The sequence below is a fragment of the Micromonospora sp. NPDC023966 genome, from assembly GCF_040639095.1.
Lineage (GTDB): Bacteria > Actinomycetota > Actinomycetes > Mycobacteriales > Micromonosporaceae > Micromonospora.
The window spans coordinates 42,014-56,794 of sequence record NZ_JBEZZJ010000024.1; the positions used below are offsets into that span (position 1 = coordinate 42,014).

At 73.7% G+C, this 14,781-nt stretch carries 13 protein-coding genes and 1 riboswitch; of the genes, 12 read left to right on the forward strand and 1 reads right to left on the reverse strand.

Translation table 11 applies throughout. From position 1 onward, the window contains the following. Window positions 1–107 precede the first annotated feature (107 nt). From rpe to AB0F68_RS25250, 8 genes are all read left to right on the forward strand, one after another. Entirely contained in the window at window positions 108–788 is a 681-nt protein-coding gene (rpe, locus tag AB0F68_RS25215; protein WP_357342503.1) for a ribulose-phosphate 3-epimerase, read from the forward strand. Between the two features lies 1 nt (window position 789). Beyond that, window positions 790–1,746, forward strand: coding sequence for a response regulator (locus AB0F68_RS25220; RefSeq protein WP_357342506.1), 957 nt, complete (start codon window positions 790–792; stop codon window positions 1,744–1,746). An 81-nt stretch (window positions 1,747–1,827) separates the two neighbouring features. Further along, a riboswitch (FMN riboswitch) is annotated at window positions 1,828–2,000 on the forward strand. 172 nt (window positions 2,001–2,172) lie between these two features. Beyond that, window positions 2,173–3,234, forward strand: coding sequence for a bifunctional diaminohydroxyphosphoribosylaminopyrimidine deaminase/5-amino-6-(5-phosphoribosylamino)uracil reductase RibD (ribD, locus tag AB0F68_RS25225; protein ID WP_357342508.1), 1,062 nt, complete (start codon window positions 2,173–2,175; stop codon window positions 3,232–3,234). Window position 3,235: 1 nt separating this feature from the next. Further along, window positions 3,236–3,847, forward strand: coding sequence for a riboflavin synthase (locus tag AB0F68_RS25230; protein ID WP_357342510.1), 612 nt, complete (start codon window positions 3,236–3,238; stop codon window positions 3,845–3,847). Continuing rightward, window positions 3,847–4,539, forward strand: coding sequence for a nicotinamide riboside transporter PnuC (gene pnuC, locus AB0F68_RS25235; protein ID WP_357342608.1), 693 nt, complete (start codon window positions 3,847–3,849; stop codon window positions 4,537–4,539). The genes AB0F68_RS25230 and pnuC overlap by 1 nt, the downstream gene beginning before the upstream one ends. Next, the gene (locus tag AB0F68_RS25240; RefSeq protein WP_357342513.1) at window positions 4,536–5,801 is read left to right on the forward strand and encodes a bifunctional 3,4-dihydroxy-2-butanone-4-phosphate synthase/GTP cyclohydrolase II; all 1,266 of its coding nucleotides are present in this window, start codon (window positions 4,536–4,538) and stop codon (window positions 5,799–5,801) included. Before pnuC ends, AB0F68_RS25240 begins: the two co-directional genes overlap by 4 nt. Window positions 5,802–5,803: 2 nt before the next feature. Beyond that, complete coding sequence (gene ribH, locus AB0F68_RS25245) at window positions 5,804–6,301, forward strand: 6,7-dimethyl-8-ribityllumazine synthase (protein WP_357342515.1); 498 nt, start codon at window positions 5,804–5,806, stop codon at window positions 6,299–6,301. 218 nt (window positions 6,302–6,519) lie between these two features. After that, window positions 6,520–10,353: a S8 family serine peptidase gene (locus tag AB0F68_RS25250; RefSeq protein ID WP_357342519.1), complete on the forward strand. Its 3,834-nt coding sequence runs from the start codon at window positions 6,520–6,522 to the stop codon at window positions 10,351–10,353. A gap of 84 nt (window positions 10,354–10,437) precedes the next feature. Here AB0F68_RS25250 and AB0F68_RS25255 read toward each other — a convergent pair whose 3' ends face one another. Beyond that, window positions 10,438–11,403, reverse strand: a complete 966-nt coding sequence (locus AB0F68_RS25255) for a helix-turn-helix domain-containing protein (protein WP_357342521.1) — start codon at window positions 11,401–11,403, stop codon at window positions 10,438–10,440. 467 nt (window positions 11,404–11,870) lie between these two features. Here AB0F68_RS25255 and AB0F68_RS25260 point away from each other — a divergent pair, with 467 nt between their 5' ends. The 4 genes from AB0F68_RS25260 to AB0F68_RS25275 are packed head-to-tail and all read left to right on the forward strand — an operon-like array spanning window position 11,871 to window position 14,459. Further along, a complete protein-coding gene (locus AB0F68_RS25260) occupies window positions 11,871–12,152 on the forward strand; it encodes a phosphoribosyl-ATP diphosphatase (protein ID WP_355641625.1) in 282 nt (93 codons plus the stop codon). Between the two features lie 44 nt (window positions 12,153–12,196). Then, complete coding sequence (gene hisG, locus AB0F68_RS25265; RefSeq protein WP_357342525.1) at window positions 12,197–13,042, forward strand: ATP phosphoribosyltransferase; 846 nt, start codon at window positions 12,197–12,199, stop codon at window positions 13,040–13,042. Further along, entirely contained in the window at window positions 13,039–14,001 is a 963-nt protein-coding gene (locus tag AB0F68_RS25270; protein WP_357342528.1) for a DMT family transporter, read from the forward strand. Before hisG ends, AB0F68_RS25270 begins: the two co-directional genes overlap by 4 nt. Further along, window positions 13,998–14,459, forward strand: coding sequence for a PH domain-containing protein (locus AB0F68_RS25275; RefSeq protein WP_357342530.1), 462 nt, complete (start codon window positions 13,998–14,000; stop codon window positions 14,457–14,459). The genes AB0F68_RS25270 and AB0F68_RS25275 overlap by 4 nt, the downstream gene beginning before the upstream one ends. The last annotated feature ends 322 nt before the right edge of the window (window positions 14,460–14,781 follow it).

Here is a 14,781-nt window from a genome sequence, read left to right on the forward strand (position 1 = left end):
CGCGCCGGACGGGCCGATTCTGCACCGGGGGTCACGTCTGGATCACAGCGAGTTCCCGACGGTGCCGCGCTGGCGGCGGTGGGTGACCGCGTTCGTACACTGGCCCGGTGACCGTACCGCCGCTGATCGTCGCGCCCAGCATCCTGGCCGCCGACTTCGCCCGCCTCGCCGACGAGGTCCGCGCCGTCGAGCACGCCGCCGACTGGTTGCACGTGGACGTCATGGACAACCACTTCGTGCCCAACCTGACCATCGGGCTGCCGGTGGTGCAGAGCCTGCGCGCCGCGACCGAGCTGCCCTTCGACGTGCACCTCATGATCGAGGACCCGCGCCGCTGGGCCCCCGGCTACGCCGACGCCGGGGCGTACAACGTGACGTTCCACGCCGAGGCGTGCGACGACCCGGTGGCGCTGGCCAAGGACCTGCGGTCGGCCGGGGCCAAGGCGGGGCTGGCGATCGACCGGGACACCCCGATCGAGCCGTACCTGGAGCTGCTGCCGAGCTTCGACACGCTGCTGATCATGACGATCAAGGCCGGCTTCGGCGGCCAGCGGTTCATCCCCCATCTGCTGGACAAGGTGCGCGCCGCCCGGCGGCACGCGGCGAGCGGGCACCTGGAGCTGCGTATCGAGGTGGACGGCGGGATCGCCGCGGACACCATCGAACAGGCCGCCGCGGCGGGCGCCGACGCCTTCGTCGCCGGCACCGCGGTCTACGGCGCCGACGACCCGGCCGAGGCGGTCCGCCGGCTGCGCGGCCTGGCGGAACGCGCGACGACCGGGGGCTGAGATGGAGCCGGCCGGCGATCGACCCGACGTCATCCTGGTCGTCGACGACGACGAGGACATCGCCCGCTTCGTCGAGTTCAACCTGCGGCTGCACGGCTTCGAGGTGCTGCACGCCGGCGACGGCCAGGAGGCCCTGGAGGTCATCGAGCGGCACCGGCCGGACCTGGCCGTGGTCGACCTGATGATGCCGCGGATCGACGGCCTGGAGCTGACCCGCCGGCTGCGCGCCGACCCGATGACCTCGGCCCTGCCGGTGATCATGCTGACCGCCAAGGGGATGACCTCCGACAAGGTCAACGGCCTCAGCGCCGGCGCGGACGACTACCTGGTCAAGCCGTTCGACACCGCCGAACTGGTCGCCCGGGTCAGCTCCACGCTGCGCCGCAACAAGGAGTTCCGGGAGGTCTCCCCGCTGACCGGGCTGCCCGGCAACAGCCGGATCCGGCGGGAGATCAGCGACCGGGTGCGCAGCGGCGTCGACTACGCCGTCGGCTACATCGACATCGACCGGTTCAAGAGCGTCAACGACCGCTACGGCTTCGTCCGCGGCGACGAGTTCATCTCCGCGCTGGCCCGCAGCCTGCACCGGGCGGTGGTCTCGATCGGCCTGCCGCCGGCCTTCCTCGGCCACGTCGGCGGCGACGACTTCGTCATCGTCTGCACCCCGTCCCAGGTCCGGCCGCTGACCAGCCGGGCCGTGGTCGACTTCGAGAAGGCCGCCGACGCCCTCTACGACGCCACCGACCGGGAGCGCGGCTTCGTCGAGCTGAAGGACCGGCGGGGCAACATCCGCCGGGCCGCCCTGGTCACCCTCTCCATCGGCGTCTCCCTCTCCGACTCCGGCAAACGCTTCACCGACCCGCTGGAGGCGATCGCCGTGGCATCCGAGATGAAAACGGTCGCCAAGAGCCAACCCGGCTCGTACGTGGCGGTGGACCGCCGCCGCGGAGTTACGTGATCGTGCTCAGTTCCCTGTGAGGTAGCTCGCCTCTGTGGCGCGACGCGCCGCCCGACGTGTAAGACTTCCGGTGTACCCACCACGCGCTGGCGGGGCTCGGTGAAATTCCGAACCGGCGGTGATCCACGGTCCGACCGTGGTAAGCCCGCGACCCGGACGGCTTCGGCCGGACGGTGGACCTGGTGAGAATCCGGGGCCGACGGTTGGGGTGCGGCTCGTCCGCCCCCAGAAAGTCCGGATGGGAGACAGCGCGCGGGACGGGGAGAGCCCTGCCGGGCGCGCTGAGCACCCTCAGCCGCCGCGTGGGCCCCCCGGGGTCGGCTGTGCCGTCCCCGGATCTCCGCCGCCGCGTGTCCGCGGCACCCGTGCCGCACGCTCCCTGACCCGCCCGCGCGTCGACCGACGAGCGAGAGGGCAGGGCTGGCGATGTCGAGCGTCTCCACGGACGAGGCGATGCGTCGCGCGATCGCGCTGGCCGCCCGCGGCCTCGGCGCGACCAGCCCCAACCCGGTGGTCGGCTGCGTCCTGCTGGACGCCGACGGCGAGGTCGCCGGCGAGGGCTTCCACGCGTACGCGGGCGGTCCGCACGCCGAGATCGTCGCGCTGGCCCAGGCCGGCAAGCGCGCCCGCGGCGGCACCGCGGTGGTCACCCTGGAACCCTGCGACCACACCGGCCGCACCGGCCCCTGCAGCCACGCGCTCATCGCCGCCGGCGTCGCCCGCGTGGTGATCGCCGTTCCGGACCCCAACCCGGTCGCCTCCGGCGGCGCGGCCACCCTGCGCGCCGCCGGCGTCCAGGTCGAACTCGGGGTACGCACCGAGGAGGCCGAGGCCGGCAACATCGCCTGGCTCACCTCGATGCGCCGCGGCTGGCCGTACCTGATCTGGAAGTACGCGGCCACCCTCGACGGGCGTTCCGCGGCGGCCGACGGCACCAGCATGTGGATCACTTCCGAGGCGGCCCGGATCGACGTGCACGCCCTGCGCGGCACCGTCGACGCGGTGATCGCCGGGGTGGGCACCGTGCTCGCCGACGATCCCCGGCTCACGGCCCGCAACCTGCGCGACGGCACCCTGGCCATCCGGCAGCCGCTGCGCGTGGTGGTGGACAGCTCGGGGCGTACCCCGGCCGAGGCCCGGGTCCGCGACGGCGCCGCCCGGACCTGGGTGGCCACCGCCGCGGAGGTCGGGGCCGGCCCGGACGGCAAGGTCGACCTCGCGGCGCTGCTCGCGGAGCTGCACCACCGCGGCGTGCGGGCCGCGCTGCTGGAGGGCGGCCCCACCCTGGCCGGCGCGTTCCTCGCCGCCGGCCTGGTCGACAAGATCGTCGGGTACGTCGCGCCGAAGCTGCTCGGCGCGGGCCCGACCGCGCTCCTGGACGCCGGCGTGACCACCATCGCCGACGCCATCGATCTGGAGCTCACCGACGTTACGCAGGTCGGCCCCGACCTGCGGATCACCGCGCTGCCCCGGAAGAGGGAGGCCTGACATGTTCACCGGCATCGTCGAGGAACTGGGCGAGATCGTCCGGACCAGCGAAACCGGGGGTGACTCGGCGCTGGTCGCGGTCCGCGGCCCGCTGGTCACCTCGGACGCCCGGCACGGCGACTCGATCGCGGTCAACGGGGTCTGTCTCACCGTGGTCGACGTCGACGGCGGGATCTTCACCGCCGACGTGATGGGCGAGACGCTGCGCCGCACCGCGCTCGGCGCGCTGCGCCCCGGCGACCCGGTCAACCTGGAGCGGGCCGCGGCGCTGAACAGCCGCCTCGGCGGCCACCTGGTGCAGGGCCACGTCGACGGCGTCGGCGAGGTGCTGCACCGGGAGCCGGCCGCGCAGTGGGAGACGGTCCGGTTCCGGCTCCCCGCCGACCTGTCCCGCTACGTGGTGGAGAAGGGCTCGATCACCGTCGACGGCATCTCGCTGACCGTCGCCGAGGTCGGCGACGACTGGTTCTCGGTCGGGCTGATCCCCACCACCCTCAAGCTCACCACCCTCGGCGCCAAGGACGTCGGCGACCCGGTCAACCTCGAGGTCGACGTGCTGGCCAAGTACGTCGAGCGGCTGCTCGGCGACCGCGCGGCGGGAGGTGACCGGTGATGGGACCGCTCGGCTGGCTGCTCGACGCCCAGGTGCACGTGGCCGGCTCGCCGGTGCTGGTCCGGGAGATCGTCGGCAACGTCTTCGGCCTCGCCTCGGCGCTGTTCGGGCTGCGCCGGCTGGTCTGGGCCTGGCCGGTCGGCATGATCGGCAACGCGCTGCTGTTCACCGTCTTCCTGGGCGGTGTCTTCGCCACCCCGCAGGCGCACGACCTCTACGGCCAGGCCGGCCGGCAGATCTTCTTCTTCGCCGTCAGCGTCTACGGCTGGTGGCGCTGGTCGCGCAACCGCCGCTCCGGCGGGGAGCAGGCGGCGGTCACCCCGCGCTGGGCCACCTGGCGGGAACGGCTGGGTCTGCTCGCCGCCGCGGCGGTGGGCACCGCGGCCGCGTACCCGGTGCTGGGCGCGCTGGGCTCCTGGGGGCCGCTGCCGGACGCCTGGATCCTGGTCGGCAGCCTGCTCGCCACCTACGGCATGGCCCGGGGCTGGGTGGAGTTCTGGCTCATCTGGATCGCCGTCGACGCGGTCGGCGTGCCGCTGCTGCTCCAGGGCGGCTTCTACCCGTCGGCCGCCATGTACCTGGTCTACGGCGGGTTCTGCGTCGCCGGCCTGTACGCCTGGTGGCGCACCTCCCGGGCGACCCCGCCCGCCCGCACCCCGATTCCGCCGACGTACTCGGAGGCCGTGGCATGAGCACTTTCGGGAGCATCGAGCAGGCGGTGGCGGACATCGCCGCCGGCCGGCCCGTCGTCGTGGTCGACGACGAGGACCGGGAGAACGAGGGCGATCTGATCTTCGCGGCCGAGCTGGCCACCCCGGAGCTGGTCGCGTTCATGGTCCGCTACACCTCCGGCTACATCTGCGTGCCGCTCACCGAGAGCGAGTGCGACCGGCTGGACCTGCCGCCCATGCACCACACCAACCAGGACCGGCGGGGCACCGCGTACACGGTGACCGTGGACGCCCGGGAGGGGATCTCCACCGGCATCTCCGCCGCCGACCGGTCGCACACCATCCGGCTGCTCGCCGCCGCGTCGACCGACCCGACCGACCTGGCCCGCCCCGGGCACGTGGTGCCGCTGCGCGCCCGCGAGGGCGGGGTGCTGCGCCGCCCCGGGCACACCGAGGCGGCCGTGGACCTGACCCGGCTGGCCGGGCTGCGCCCGGCCGGGGTGCTCTGCGAGCTGGTCAACGACGACGGCACCATGATGCGCCTGCCCGACCTGGAGAAGTTCTGCGCCGAGCACGGGCTGACCCTGGTCACCATCGCCGATCTGATCGCCTACCGGCGGCGCACCGAGAAGCAGGTCGAGCAGGTCGCCGAGGCGCGGATGCCGACCCCGTACGGGGTGTTCCAGGCGCTCGGCTACCGCGCCGAGCACGACCCCGCCGAGCACGTGGCGCTGGTCATGGGCGACCTGGGCGACGGGAAGGACGTGCTGGTCCGGGTGCACTCCGAGTGCCTCACCGGCGACGTCTTCGGCTCGCTGCGCTGCGACTGCGGCCCGCAGTTGCAGGCCGCGCTGGCCCGGGTGGCCCAGGAGGGGCGCGGCGTGGTGCTCTACGTGCGCGGGCACGAGGGGCGGGGCATCGGCCTGCTGCACAAGCTCCAGGCGTACCAGCTCCAGGACCAGGGCCGGGACACCGTGGACGCGAACCTCGACCTGGGGCTGCCGGCCGACGCCCGGGACTACGGCACCGGCGCGCAGATCCTCTACGACCTCGGCGTCCGCTCGATGCGGCTGCTGACCAACAACCCCGCGAAGCGGGCCGGCCTGGAGGGGTACGGCCTCACGGTGAGCGGCCGGGAGGGACTGCCCGTGCGGTCCAACCCGGAGAACGTGCGCTACCTGCGGACCAAGCGGGACCGGATGGGCCACCTCCTGGAGGGGCTGGACGAGGTGACCGAGGCGCCGATGGGCCGCCCGGTCGCCGGCGACGAGATCGGAGCATAGACATGGCGGGTTTCGGCGAACCGGGCGTGACCGCGGTGGACGCCGGCGGGCTGACCGTCGGCATCGTGGCCGCGCGCTGGCACGGCGACCTCACCGACCACATGGTCGAGCGGGCGGTGGCCGCGGCCGAGGCGTGCGGCGCGCGGTCGGTGGTGGCCCGGGTGGCCGGCTCGGTCGAGCTGCCCGTGGTGGCCCAGGCGATGGCCCGCCGGTACGACGTGGTCGTCGCCCTCGGCGTGGTGGTGCGGGGCGCCACCGCCCACTTCGACTACGTCTGCCAGTCGGTCACCGAGGGGCTGACCCGGGTGGCGCTAGACGAGGGCAAGCCGGTGGCCCACGGGGTGCTCACCGTGGAGAACATCGAGCAGGCCCGCGACCGGGCCGGGCTGCCCGGCTCGGCGGAGGACAAGGGCTGGGCGGCCACCGTGGCGGCGCTGGACGCCGCGCTGGCGATCCGCGGCCTGGCCACCAGCGGCCAGCGGGTCGGCTTCGGCGTCTGAGCCGCGAGGCCCGCGACCCGCCGCCGACCGGCCAGCCCCGGTGCGATGCGGCCGACCAGGGGTGGCGGAGACCGGACATGTCCTTTCTCCGCCATCGATCATGACGGCGAGCTGAACTTCTGGCAGCCGAGAATCCTCGACGGCGGTGCCGACCTCACTCGGCGCCGCCTGGAGGAGGAAACGTCGTCATGTTCAGATCCAGACACGGAACGACCCGTGTGACGGCCGCTGTCGCCGCGACACTGGCCCTGCTGCTCGCACTGCCCACCGGCACGGCCCTGGCGGCCGCCCCCACCGCCGCCGCGCCGGACCCACTGCGCAAGGTGGACCCCCAGGTGCTCGCCCCGCTGCGCGCCGGCACCAGCATGCGCGTCTTCGTCGAGCTGGCCGACGATGCCCGCCTGGACGACGCGGAGCTGGACCGGGTCGAGCGGTCCGCCGCCGGCAGGGCGGGCCGGACGGCCCGCACCACCCGGGTGTACGAGACCAAGGTGGCGCACGCCGAGCGGACCCAGGGCGGGCTCCGGAAGCTGCTGCGGGACCGGCGGGCCGACTTCACGCCGTACTGGATCGCGAACGTCATCGCGGTCACCGGTGACCTGGATCTGGTGACCGACCTGGCCGGCCGGGCGGAGGTCGCCCGGATCACCCCGATCGGCGGGACCAAGCTGGAGGAGCCGGTCCGCACCGCGGGCGCCACCGCCGCCGCCGACAGCCCGCTGCTGTGGAACCTCACGTCCGTCGGCGCCGACAAGGTGTGGAACCAGTACGGCGCCCGCGGTGACGGCATCGTCGTCGGCAGCATCGACTCCGGGGTGCAGTACGACCACCCGGCGCTGGTCCGGCAGTACCGCGGCACCCGCGACGACGGCACCTACTCCCACGACTACAACTGGTTCGACCCGACCGGGATCTGCCCGTCCGGCGCGCCCTGCGACAACTACGGGCACGGCACCCACACGGTGGGGACGATGGTCGGCGACGACGGCGCCGGCCGGGCCACCGGTGTCGCCCCGGGTGCCACCTGGATCGCGGCCAAGGGCTGTGAGTACAACTACTGCACCGACGCCTCGCTGCTCGCCGCCGGCCAGTGGATGATCGCGCCGACCGACCGCGCCGGCCAGAACCCCCGGCCCGACCTCGCGCCGGACATCATCAACAACTCCTGGGGCGCCGTCGACGACGGCAGCACCTTCTACGACCAGATCGTCGACACCTGGGTCGCTGCCGGAATCTTCCCCGTCTTCTCGGTCGGCAACGAGGCCGACAACGGATCCGATCCCTGCGCCACGGCCGGCTACCCGGGTAGCAACCCGCTGACCTACGCGGTCGGCGCTACCGACTCCACCGGCGCCATCGGCTCGTTCTCGAGCCGCGGCCCGGGCCGCGAGGGCGCGATCCGCCCGGACATCACGGCGCCCGGGGTGGGCATCGTGTCCACCGTGCCCGGCGGCGACTACGCCGTCATGGACGGCACGTCGATGGCCGCCCCGCACGTCGCGGGCGCGGTCGCCCTCGCCTGGTCGGCGGTGCCGAACCTGCGCCGTGACGTGGCCACGACCCGGCAGCTGCTGGACCGCACCGCGCACGACGTCGACGATCGGCAGTGCGGCGGCACCGCGGCCGACAACAACGTCTACGGCGAGGGTCGGCTGGACGCGTACGACCTGGTGACCCAGGCGTCGACGGCGCAGCTGGGCGGTGTGGTGGTGCACGCGACCCGGGGCGGCAACCCGCTGCCCGGAGCCCAGATCACCCTCACCTCTTCCGCGGTGACCCGGACCGCCCGCACCGACGCCGGCGGCGGCGTCCAGCTGGGCCGGGTTCCGGCCGGCGAGTACACCCTGACCGCCACGTTCTTCGCGCAGCGCACGCAGCGGCAGACCATCACCGTGCCCCGCGACGGGACGGCCGACCTCACCGTGGACCTGTCCGAGTCCGCTGCCTGGCACCCGGTGCAGGGCACCGTCACCGACCCGGCCGGCAAGCCGGTCGCCGGCGCGCGCCTGTCGCTGGCCGGCGAGACGTTCCCGCCGTTCGTCACCGGCGACGACGGCCGCTACACGGGGATGCTGCCCGAGGCCGGCTACGACCTGCTGGTCGAGTACGGGCGGTGGCTGGCACCGAAGACCGTGGCGCTGACCGTGGACGGGCCGGAGACGGTCGACGTGGCGCTCGCTGCCAAGACCGACCGGCACGGGTACGCCGCGGGAACGGCCGCCGCGAACTGGGTCGACGGCGGTCGCGTGCTCGCCCTCAGCGGCGACACCGCCAGCCGGGCGGTGGACCTGCCGTTCCCGATGACCTTCTACGGCACGACGTACACCCGGATCGGCGTGCACACCGACGGTTACCTGACCTTCGGCGGCGACACCGGCACGTCCGTGGGCGGCAACGGCCCGCTGCCCGCCCCCGCGGTCGCGCCCGCGGCCGTCTACGCGTTCTGGGACGACCTCGTCCTCGACGACGCCTCGACGGTGCGCACCGCCGCGTCCGGCTCCGGGGCGGCGCGGCAGTTCGTGGTGACCTGGCACCGGGCAGCGCTGAAGAGCGCACCGAAGACCCGGGTGGACGTCCAGGTGCGGCTCGACGAGAACGGCACGGTCGTCATCCAGTACCGCGGCCTCGACAACGGCACCGCGGCCGGAGGTTCGGCGACCGTCGGCATCGAGGATGCCAGCGGACGGGCGGCGATCACGTACTCGCGGGACGAGGCGGTGCTGGACGACCGCGCCGCGGTGACCTTCCGGGTGCCGGGCCACGGCCTGCTGCGCGGCACGGTCCGCGACGCGAACGACCGCCAGCCGCTCGCCGGCGCCACCGTGCAGGTGGAGTCGCCGGACGCGCCGCAGCCGATCACCGCGACCACCGACGCCGACGGCTTCTACCAGCTGGAGGCGCCGGCCGGGGCGGTGACGGTGCACGGCCTGCAGCCCGGCTACGACCTGCCCGCGGCCACCGTCGCCGTCCGCGAGACGGAGGTGGTGACCCGGGACCTCGACCTGCGTACGCCGCTGCTGGGGGCCAACCGGAGCGCCGTCACGCTGAGCGCCCAGGCCGGGACGACCCGGACCGCGACGGTGACCCTGACCAACCGCGGTGACCTGCCGGCCAGCTGGCTGGCCCGGGAGATCAACTCGCCGACGCCACCGGCCGGTGTGCCCGGCAAGCTGCTCAGCTCGTTCCCGGTGAAGGACTTCTACACCGCCTACGGCGTCGGCTACCGAAACGGGGAGCTGATCGTCTCCAACTCGTACCTGTGGGGACAGTTGCAGCGCTTCGCCACCGACGGCCGGTCGCTCGCCAAGGGTGTGCTGGACATCGGCGGCTGGCCCTCGGACATGGCGTACGTGGCGGGTCGCGACCTGATGTGCGCGCCGAAGATGTCGTTCATCGGGGACCTGCCGATCGTCTGCTTCGATCCGGACACCCTGGAGGTGAAGGAGACGATCACCGGGCCGTGGGCCGGCAAGCTCTACTACGGGCTGGCGTACCGCGCCTCGGACGACACCTTCTACCTCAGCGGTGACGGCGTCATCCGGCACCTCGCCGGTCTGTCCCACCCGCAGCCCGGGTCGGTGCTCGGGGAGTGCACGCCGCCCATCCCGTGGATGACCGGGCTGGCGCTCAACGAGAAGCACAACGTGCTGTGGGGCATCAACCAGGACAGCGAGGAGTCGATCTGGGCGCTGGACCCGGACAGCTGTGCGGCGCTGGCCTCGGTGCCGGACCCCGACCCGAACCCGCTCAGCGGCGCCGGACTGGACCTCGACGAGCAGGGCAACCTGTGGGTGGTCGGCAACGCCATCTTCCGCCCGTACGGCAGCAAGGTCTACCACGTCGACGGGTCGCTCCCGGCCTACAGCGACGTGCCGTGGCTGTCCGTCGCCGGGTCCGGTCAGGTGGAGCCCGGGACGAAGCAGGACTTCACCATCACCGTCGACACCACCGGCCTGGCTCCGGGTACCCACGTCGCCACCGTTCTCATCACGAACGACGGCGCGAAGCACGCGGTGACCCCGGTCACCGTGTCGGTCACGGTCACGAACTGACCTGCCGTCGTGGGCCGTCCCGCCGACACCCGGCGGGACGGCCCACGACCTGTCCGCGCTCCGACCCGCTCGCGGCGGCCGGTGTCACAGCCAGTTGTTGCGGGCCGCGAACCACCCGAGCTGCATCCGGGTCGCGCTCCCGGTCACGTCCATCAGCTGCCGCAGCCGCCGCTGCACGGTACGCATGGAGACGCCCAGTTGGGACGCGACCGCCTTGTCCGGCAGGCCGGTCATCAGCAGGGACAGGATCCGCAGGTCGACCGGGGTGGGCACCGCCCGCCGGTCGACGTCGTCGAGGACCGCGGTGGCCGGGGCGAGCCGGAGGGGCGTGGACCTGTCCCACACCTCGGTGAACAGCGCCACGAGCACTTCGACCCAGGTGGCGCCACGCACCATCACGGCCCAGGGTTCCGTGCTCTCCGTCCCGCCGGGCAACGACAGCATGGCCATCCGCCGGTCGGCCACCGCCAGCTTTCCGGGCACGTTCACGGCGACCCGCGCCTGCTCGCCGGCGGCCACGAACCGGCCGATGTGGCCCGCGGCGCCCGGTCGTTCCAGCGCGCGCCGGTCGTACACCACGCGGAAGGCGACGCCCCGACCGAGCAGTTCCAGCTCGGTGGGATTGTCGTTGAGCTGCGGAGCGTAGGGCGGGCACTCGAACCCGAGCACCTCCTCCTGCGCGCCGCGCAGCAACTGGTCGAACGTCTGCATGAGCGGCGCCACACCGACCACCATCTGGACGCCCTGGTCGATCGGGTCCGCTCCGCGCTGCTGCCGCAGCCACTCCCACAGACCGGTCCGCGCCTCCTCCAACTCCCGCACGCGCTGGGCCAGCAGCGAGTCGATGGCCAGGTCGGGCGGGGCGGCGCCGGCACGACCGGCGATCACGCGCACGAGACCGGAACGCCCGAGCCGGGCGAGCGCCTCCTCGATCTCGTCGACGCCGATGGCGAGGCGTTCGGCGAGTTCCGTCGCGGTGCCCGGTCGACCACCGACCAGCTCCAGGTAGACCTTCTCCTCCGGCCCGGTCAGACCGAATGCGCCCAGCAACTGACCACCACACCCCGACTAGGGCGGCCCACCCCGGCCGCGGGTCCGCTGGCCAGATCCTGGAGCGCTCCCAGGCGGCCGTCAAGATCCTGTCCAGTCCTCGGTCGGCGGCAGCCGTAGACCGTGGCCCCTTCGCTGCTGACTCCGCCGCGGGCCCGGCCGATCTGCTACGCAGCGCCGATCCGGCTCTTCTGACGGTGAGCTGCCGTACGACTGGGCCGCACGGGAGGCGGTCGTGACCGAGCTGAACAACCCGCTTCCCGCGTGATGGGAGCGGTTGACGCGGATCACAGCGCCGCATCGACGGCGGGCACGCGGTGCACGCGAACCGCCCGGCGGAGTTTCGCCAAGTGGTGCGGGACTTCCTGGCGGCGACGGCGGGGCGGCGTCGGTCGGCGTGACCGGAGGTGTGAGGTGCGCTCGGCAACACCCCGTCCCACCCCGGAGCGTGCCGCCGGTCCGCACGGCTGGAAGAATCGCCTTCCGTGAAGACGTTCGAGGAGTTGTTCGCCGAGCTGCAGGCCAAGGCCGCCGCCGGCACCCCGGGCTCGGGCACGGTCGCCGCGCTCGAGCGAGGGGTGCACTTCATCGGCAAGAAGGTCGTCGAGGAGGCGGCCGAGTCGTGGATGGCGGCCGAGCACGAGGGCCCGGAGCGAGCCGCGGAGGAGATCTCCCAGCTGCTCTACCAGGCCCAGGTGCTGATGCTGGCCACCGGTCTCGAACTGAAGGACGTCTACCGACATCTCTGAGTGCCCCGTCCGCTGATCATCTGATCGATCGAAGGAGCACTCCCATGCTGCGTGTCGCCGTACCCAACAAGGGCGCCCTGGCCGAGTCGGCCGCCGGGATGCTGCGCGAAGCGGGCTACCGCCAGCGCACCGACCCGAAGGACCTGGTCTGCCGGGACGAGCCCAACGACATCGAGTTCTTCTACCTGCGCCCCAAGGACATCGCCACCTACGTCGGCTCCGGCGACCTGGACGTCGGCGTCACGGGGCGCGACCTGCTGGTCGACTCCGGCGCGCCGGCCGAGGAGATCGTCGACCTCGGCTTCGGCCGGGCCACCTTCCGGTTCGCCGCCCGCCCCGGCGACGTGGACTCGGTCCAGCAGCTCGGCGGGCACCGGATCGCCACCGCGTACCCCGGGCTGGTCGAGCGGCACCTGGCCGAGCTGGACATCAAGGCCGAGGTGATCCGGCTGGACGGCGCGGTGGAGAACGCCATCCGGCTCGGCGTGGCCGACGTGGTCGCCGACGTGGTGGAGACCGGCGCCACCCTGCGCCAGGCCGGCCTGGTGGTCTTCGGTGAGCCGCTGCTGCGCTCCTCCGCGGTGCTGGTCCGCCGGGCCGGCAGCGCCGGCAGCGCCCAGCAGGAGCAGCTGCTGCGCCGGCTGCACGGCGTGCTGGTAGCCCGGCGCTACGTGATGCTCGCCTACGACGTGCCGGCCGGTCTGCTGGACCGGGCCAGCTCGCTCACCCCGGGCATCGAGTCGCCGACGGTCTCCCCGCTGCACCGGGAGGGCTGGGTGGCGGTGCAGGCCATGGTGCTCCGCGACGACGTGCACCGGATCATGGACGAGCTCTACGAGCTGGGCGCCCGGGCCATCCTGGTCACCAACATCCACGCCTGCCGGCTGTGAGGCCGCTGCCGCTCCCGGCCGCCCTGGCCGTGGTGGTCCTGGGCGGGGTGGCCTCGGCCGCGCAGGGCGTGGTCAACGCCGAGCTGGGGGAGCGGGCCGGCGACCCGCTCGTCGGCGCGGTGGTCAACAACCTCGGCGGCTGCCTGATCGTGCTGCTCGGCCTGGTCGCCGTCCCGTCGATGCGGGCTGGGCTGGCCGGGCTGCGCCGCTCCGGACTGCCCTGGTGGGCCTACCTGGGCGGCCTGGGCGGGGCGGCGATCGTGGTGATCGGCCCGTTCGTCGTGCCGGCGCTCGGGGTGGCGATCTTCACGATCGCCCAGGTGGCCGGGGGCAGCCTCGGCGGGCTGACCGTCGACCGGGCCGGGCTGGCCGCGACGGGCCGGCTGCCGCTCACCGGGCCCCGGGTGGTCGGCGCGCTGCTCGGGATCGCCGCGGTGACCCTGGCCCAGCTCGGCCGGCCGGTCGGCGACCTGGCGGTCGGGCTGGTGCTGCTCTCGGTCGCCGGGGGCCTGGCGGTGGCGCTGCAGTCCGCGCTCAACGGGCGGGTCGCGGCGGCCGTCGGCCCGGCCGCCGGGCTGGCGGTGAACTTCGCGGTCAGCACCTCGGTGATCGCCGCGGTGGCGGCGCTGGCCGGCGTGCTCACCCGCCACCCGAGCTGGCCCACCGAGTGGTGGCTCTACGTCGGTGGCCTGTTCGGCGTCGGCATCGTGCTCGCCCTGCTGGTCGGTGTCCGCGCCGCCGGGGTGCTGCGCACCGGCCTGGCGCTGGTGGCCGGGCAGCTCGGCGGAGCCCTGCTGCTGGACGTGGCGCTGCCCGGCGGCGCCGGGGTCCGGCTGCCGGTGCTGGCGGGGGCGGCGCTCACCGGGGTGGCGGTGCTGGTGGCCGGCCTGGGGCGGCGCGCGCCACGGCGTGTGGCGCCGGAGCCGGAGCGCGAGCCGGATGGCAGACTGGTCTCGTGAGCGATTCAGTGGTGACCGTGCGGCCGCGGCGGGTCCGGGTGGTCTGCTGGGCGTCGGCCGTCACGCTGCTGGTGGTGTTCAGCCTGGTGGCCACCTCCCTGCGCGGAGCGACCGGCGACGGCTACGGCTCGTTCCAGCGGGGCGACCAGCTCGCCATGGTGGGGCTGGGCGTCTTCGGGGCCCTCGGCTTCCTGCTCTTCACCCGCCCCCGGGTGGTGGCCGACGCCCGGGGTGTCCGGGTCCGCAACGTGATCAGCTCCTACGAGCTGCCCTGGGAGGTGATCCGCGGGGTCCGGTTCGACCGGGGCGCCCCGTGGGCCAGCCTGGAGCTGCACGACGACGACCTGCTGCCGATGGTCGCCCTCCAGGCCGCCGACAAGGAGCGGGCCGTGGAGGCGGTTCGCGCCCTGCGCCGCCTGCACCAGGCCCACCTGGCCGCCCTGGCCACCCCGCGCTGACCGCGCCGCCCCGGTCGGCCCGGTTTGGGGAGTGCTGGGCCGAGGGTGTAGTGTTGCGGAGTCGACCAGACTGCCCTTCGGGCGGTCCTGAAGTGGAGCGCCTGCTCCCACCCGAGTCGCCCCCGTAGGTGGCCGGGTCCCGGTCTCCCGGTTCCGGGCACGTCCCGGTCCCGGATGCGCGATCCTGTGATCGTGCCGACCGGTCGAGTGGGCCCTGGCATGCGCCGGGGCCTTCTGCTTTCCGGGTCGGCTCCCGTCCGGGAGCCCGCGGAGTCGGCACCGTAGAAGACTCGACTCGAGGAGGCCCCATCAGCGTCGAACC

What these genes read in the sequence shown, in the direction of transcription:
- AB0F68_RS25220 (WP_357342506.1), top strand. Translation starts at nt 790, where the DNA reads ATGGAGCCGGCCGGCGATCGACCCGACGTCATCCTGGTCGTCGACGAC.
- ribD (WP_357342508.1), top strand. Translation starts at nt 2,173, where the DNA reads ATGTCGAGCGTCTCCACGGACGAGGCGATGCGTCGCGCGATCGCGCTG.
- AB0F68_RS25230 (WP_357342510.1), top strand. Translation starts at nt 3,236, where the DNA reads ATGTTCACCGGCATCGTCGAGGAACTGGGCGAGATCGTCCGGACCAGC.
- pnuC (WP_357342608.1), top strand. Translation starts at nt 3,847, where the DNA reads ATGGGACCGCTCGGCTGGCTGCTCGACGCCCAGGTGCACGTGGCCGGC.
- AB0F68_RS25240 (WP_357342513.1), top strand. Translation starts at nt 4,536, where the DNA reads ATGAGCACTTTCGGGAGCATCGAGCAGGCGGTGGCGGACATCGCCGCC.
- ribH (WP_357342515.1), top strand. Translation starts at nt 5,804, where the DNA reads ATGGCGGGTTTCGGCGAACCGGGCGTGACCGCGGTGGACGCCGGCGGG.
- hisG (WP_357342525.1), top strand. Translation starts at nt 12,197, where the DNA reads ATGCTGCGTGTCGCCGTACCCAACAAGGGCGCCCTGGCCGAGTCGGCC.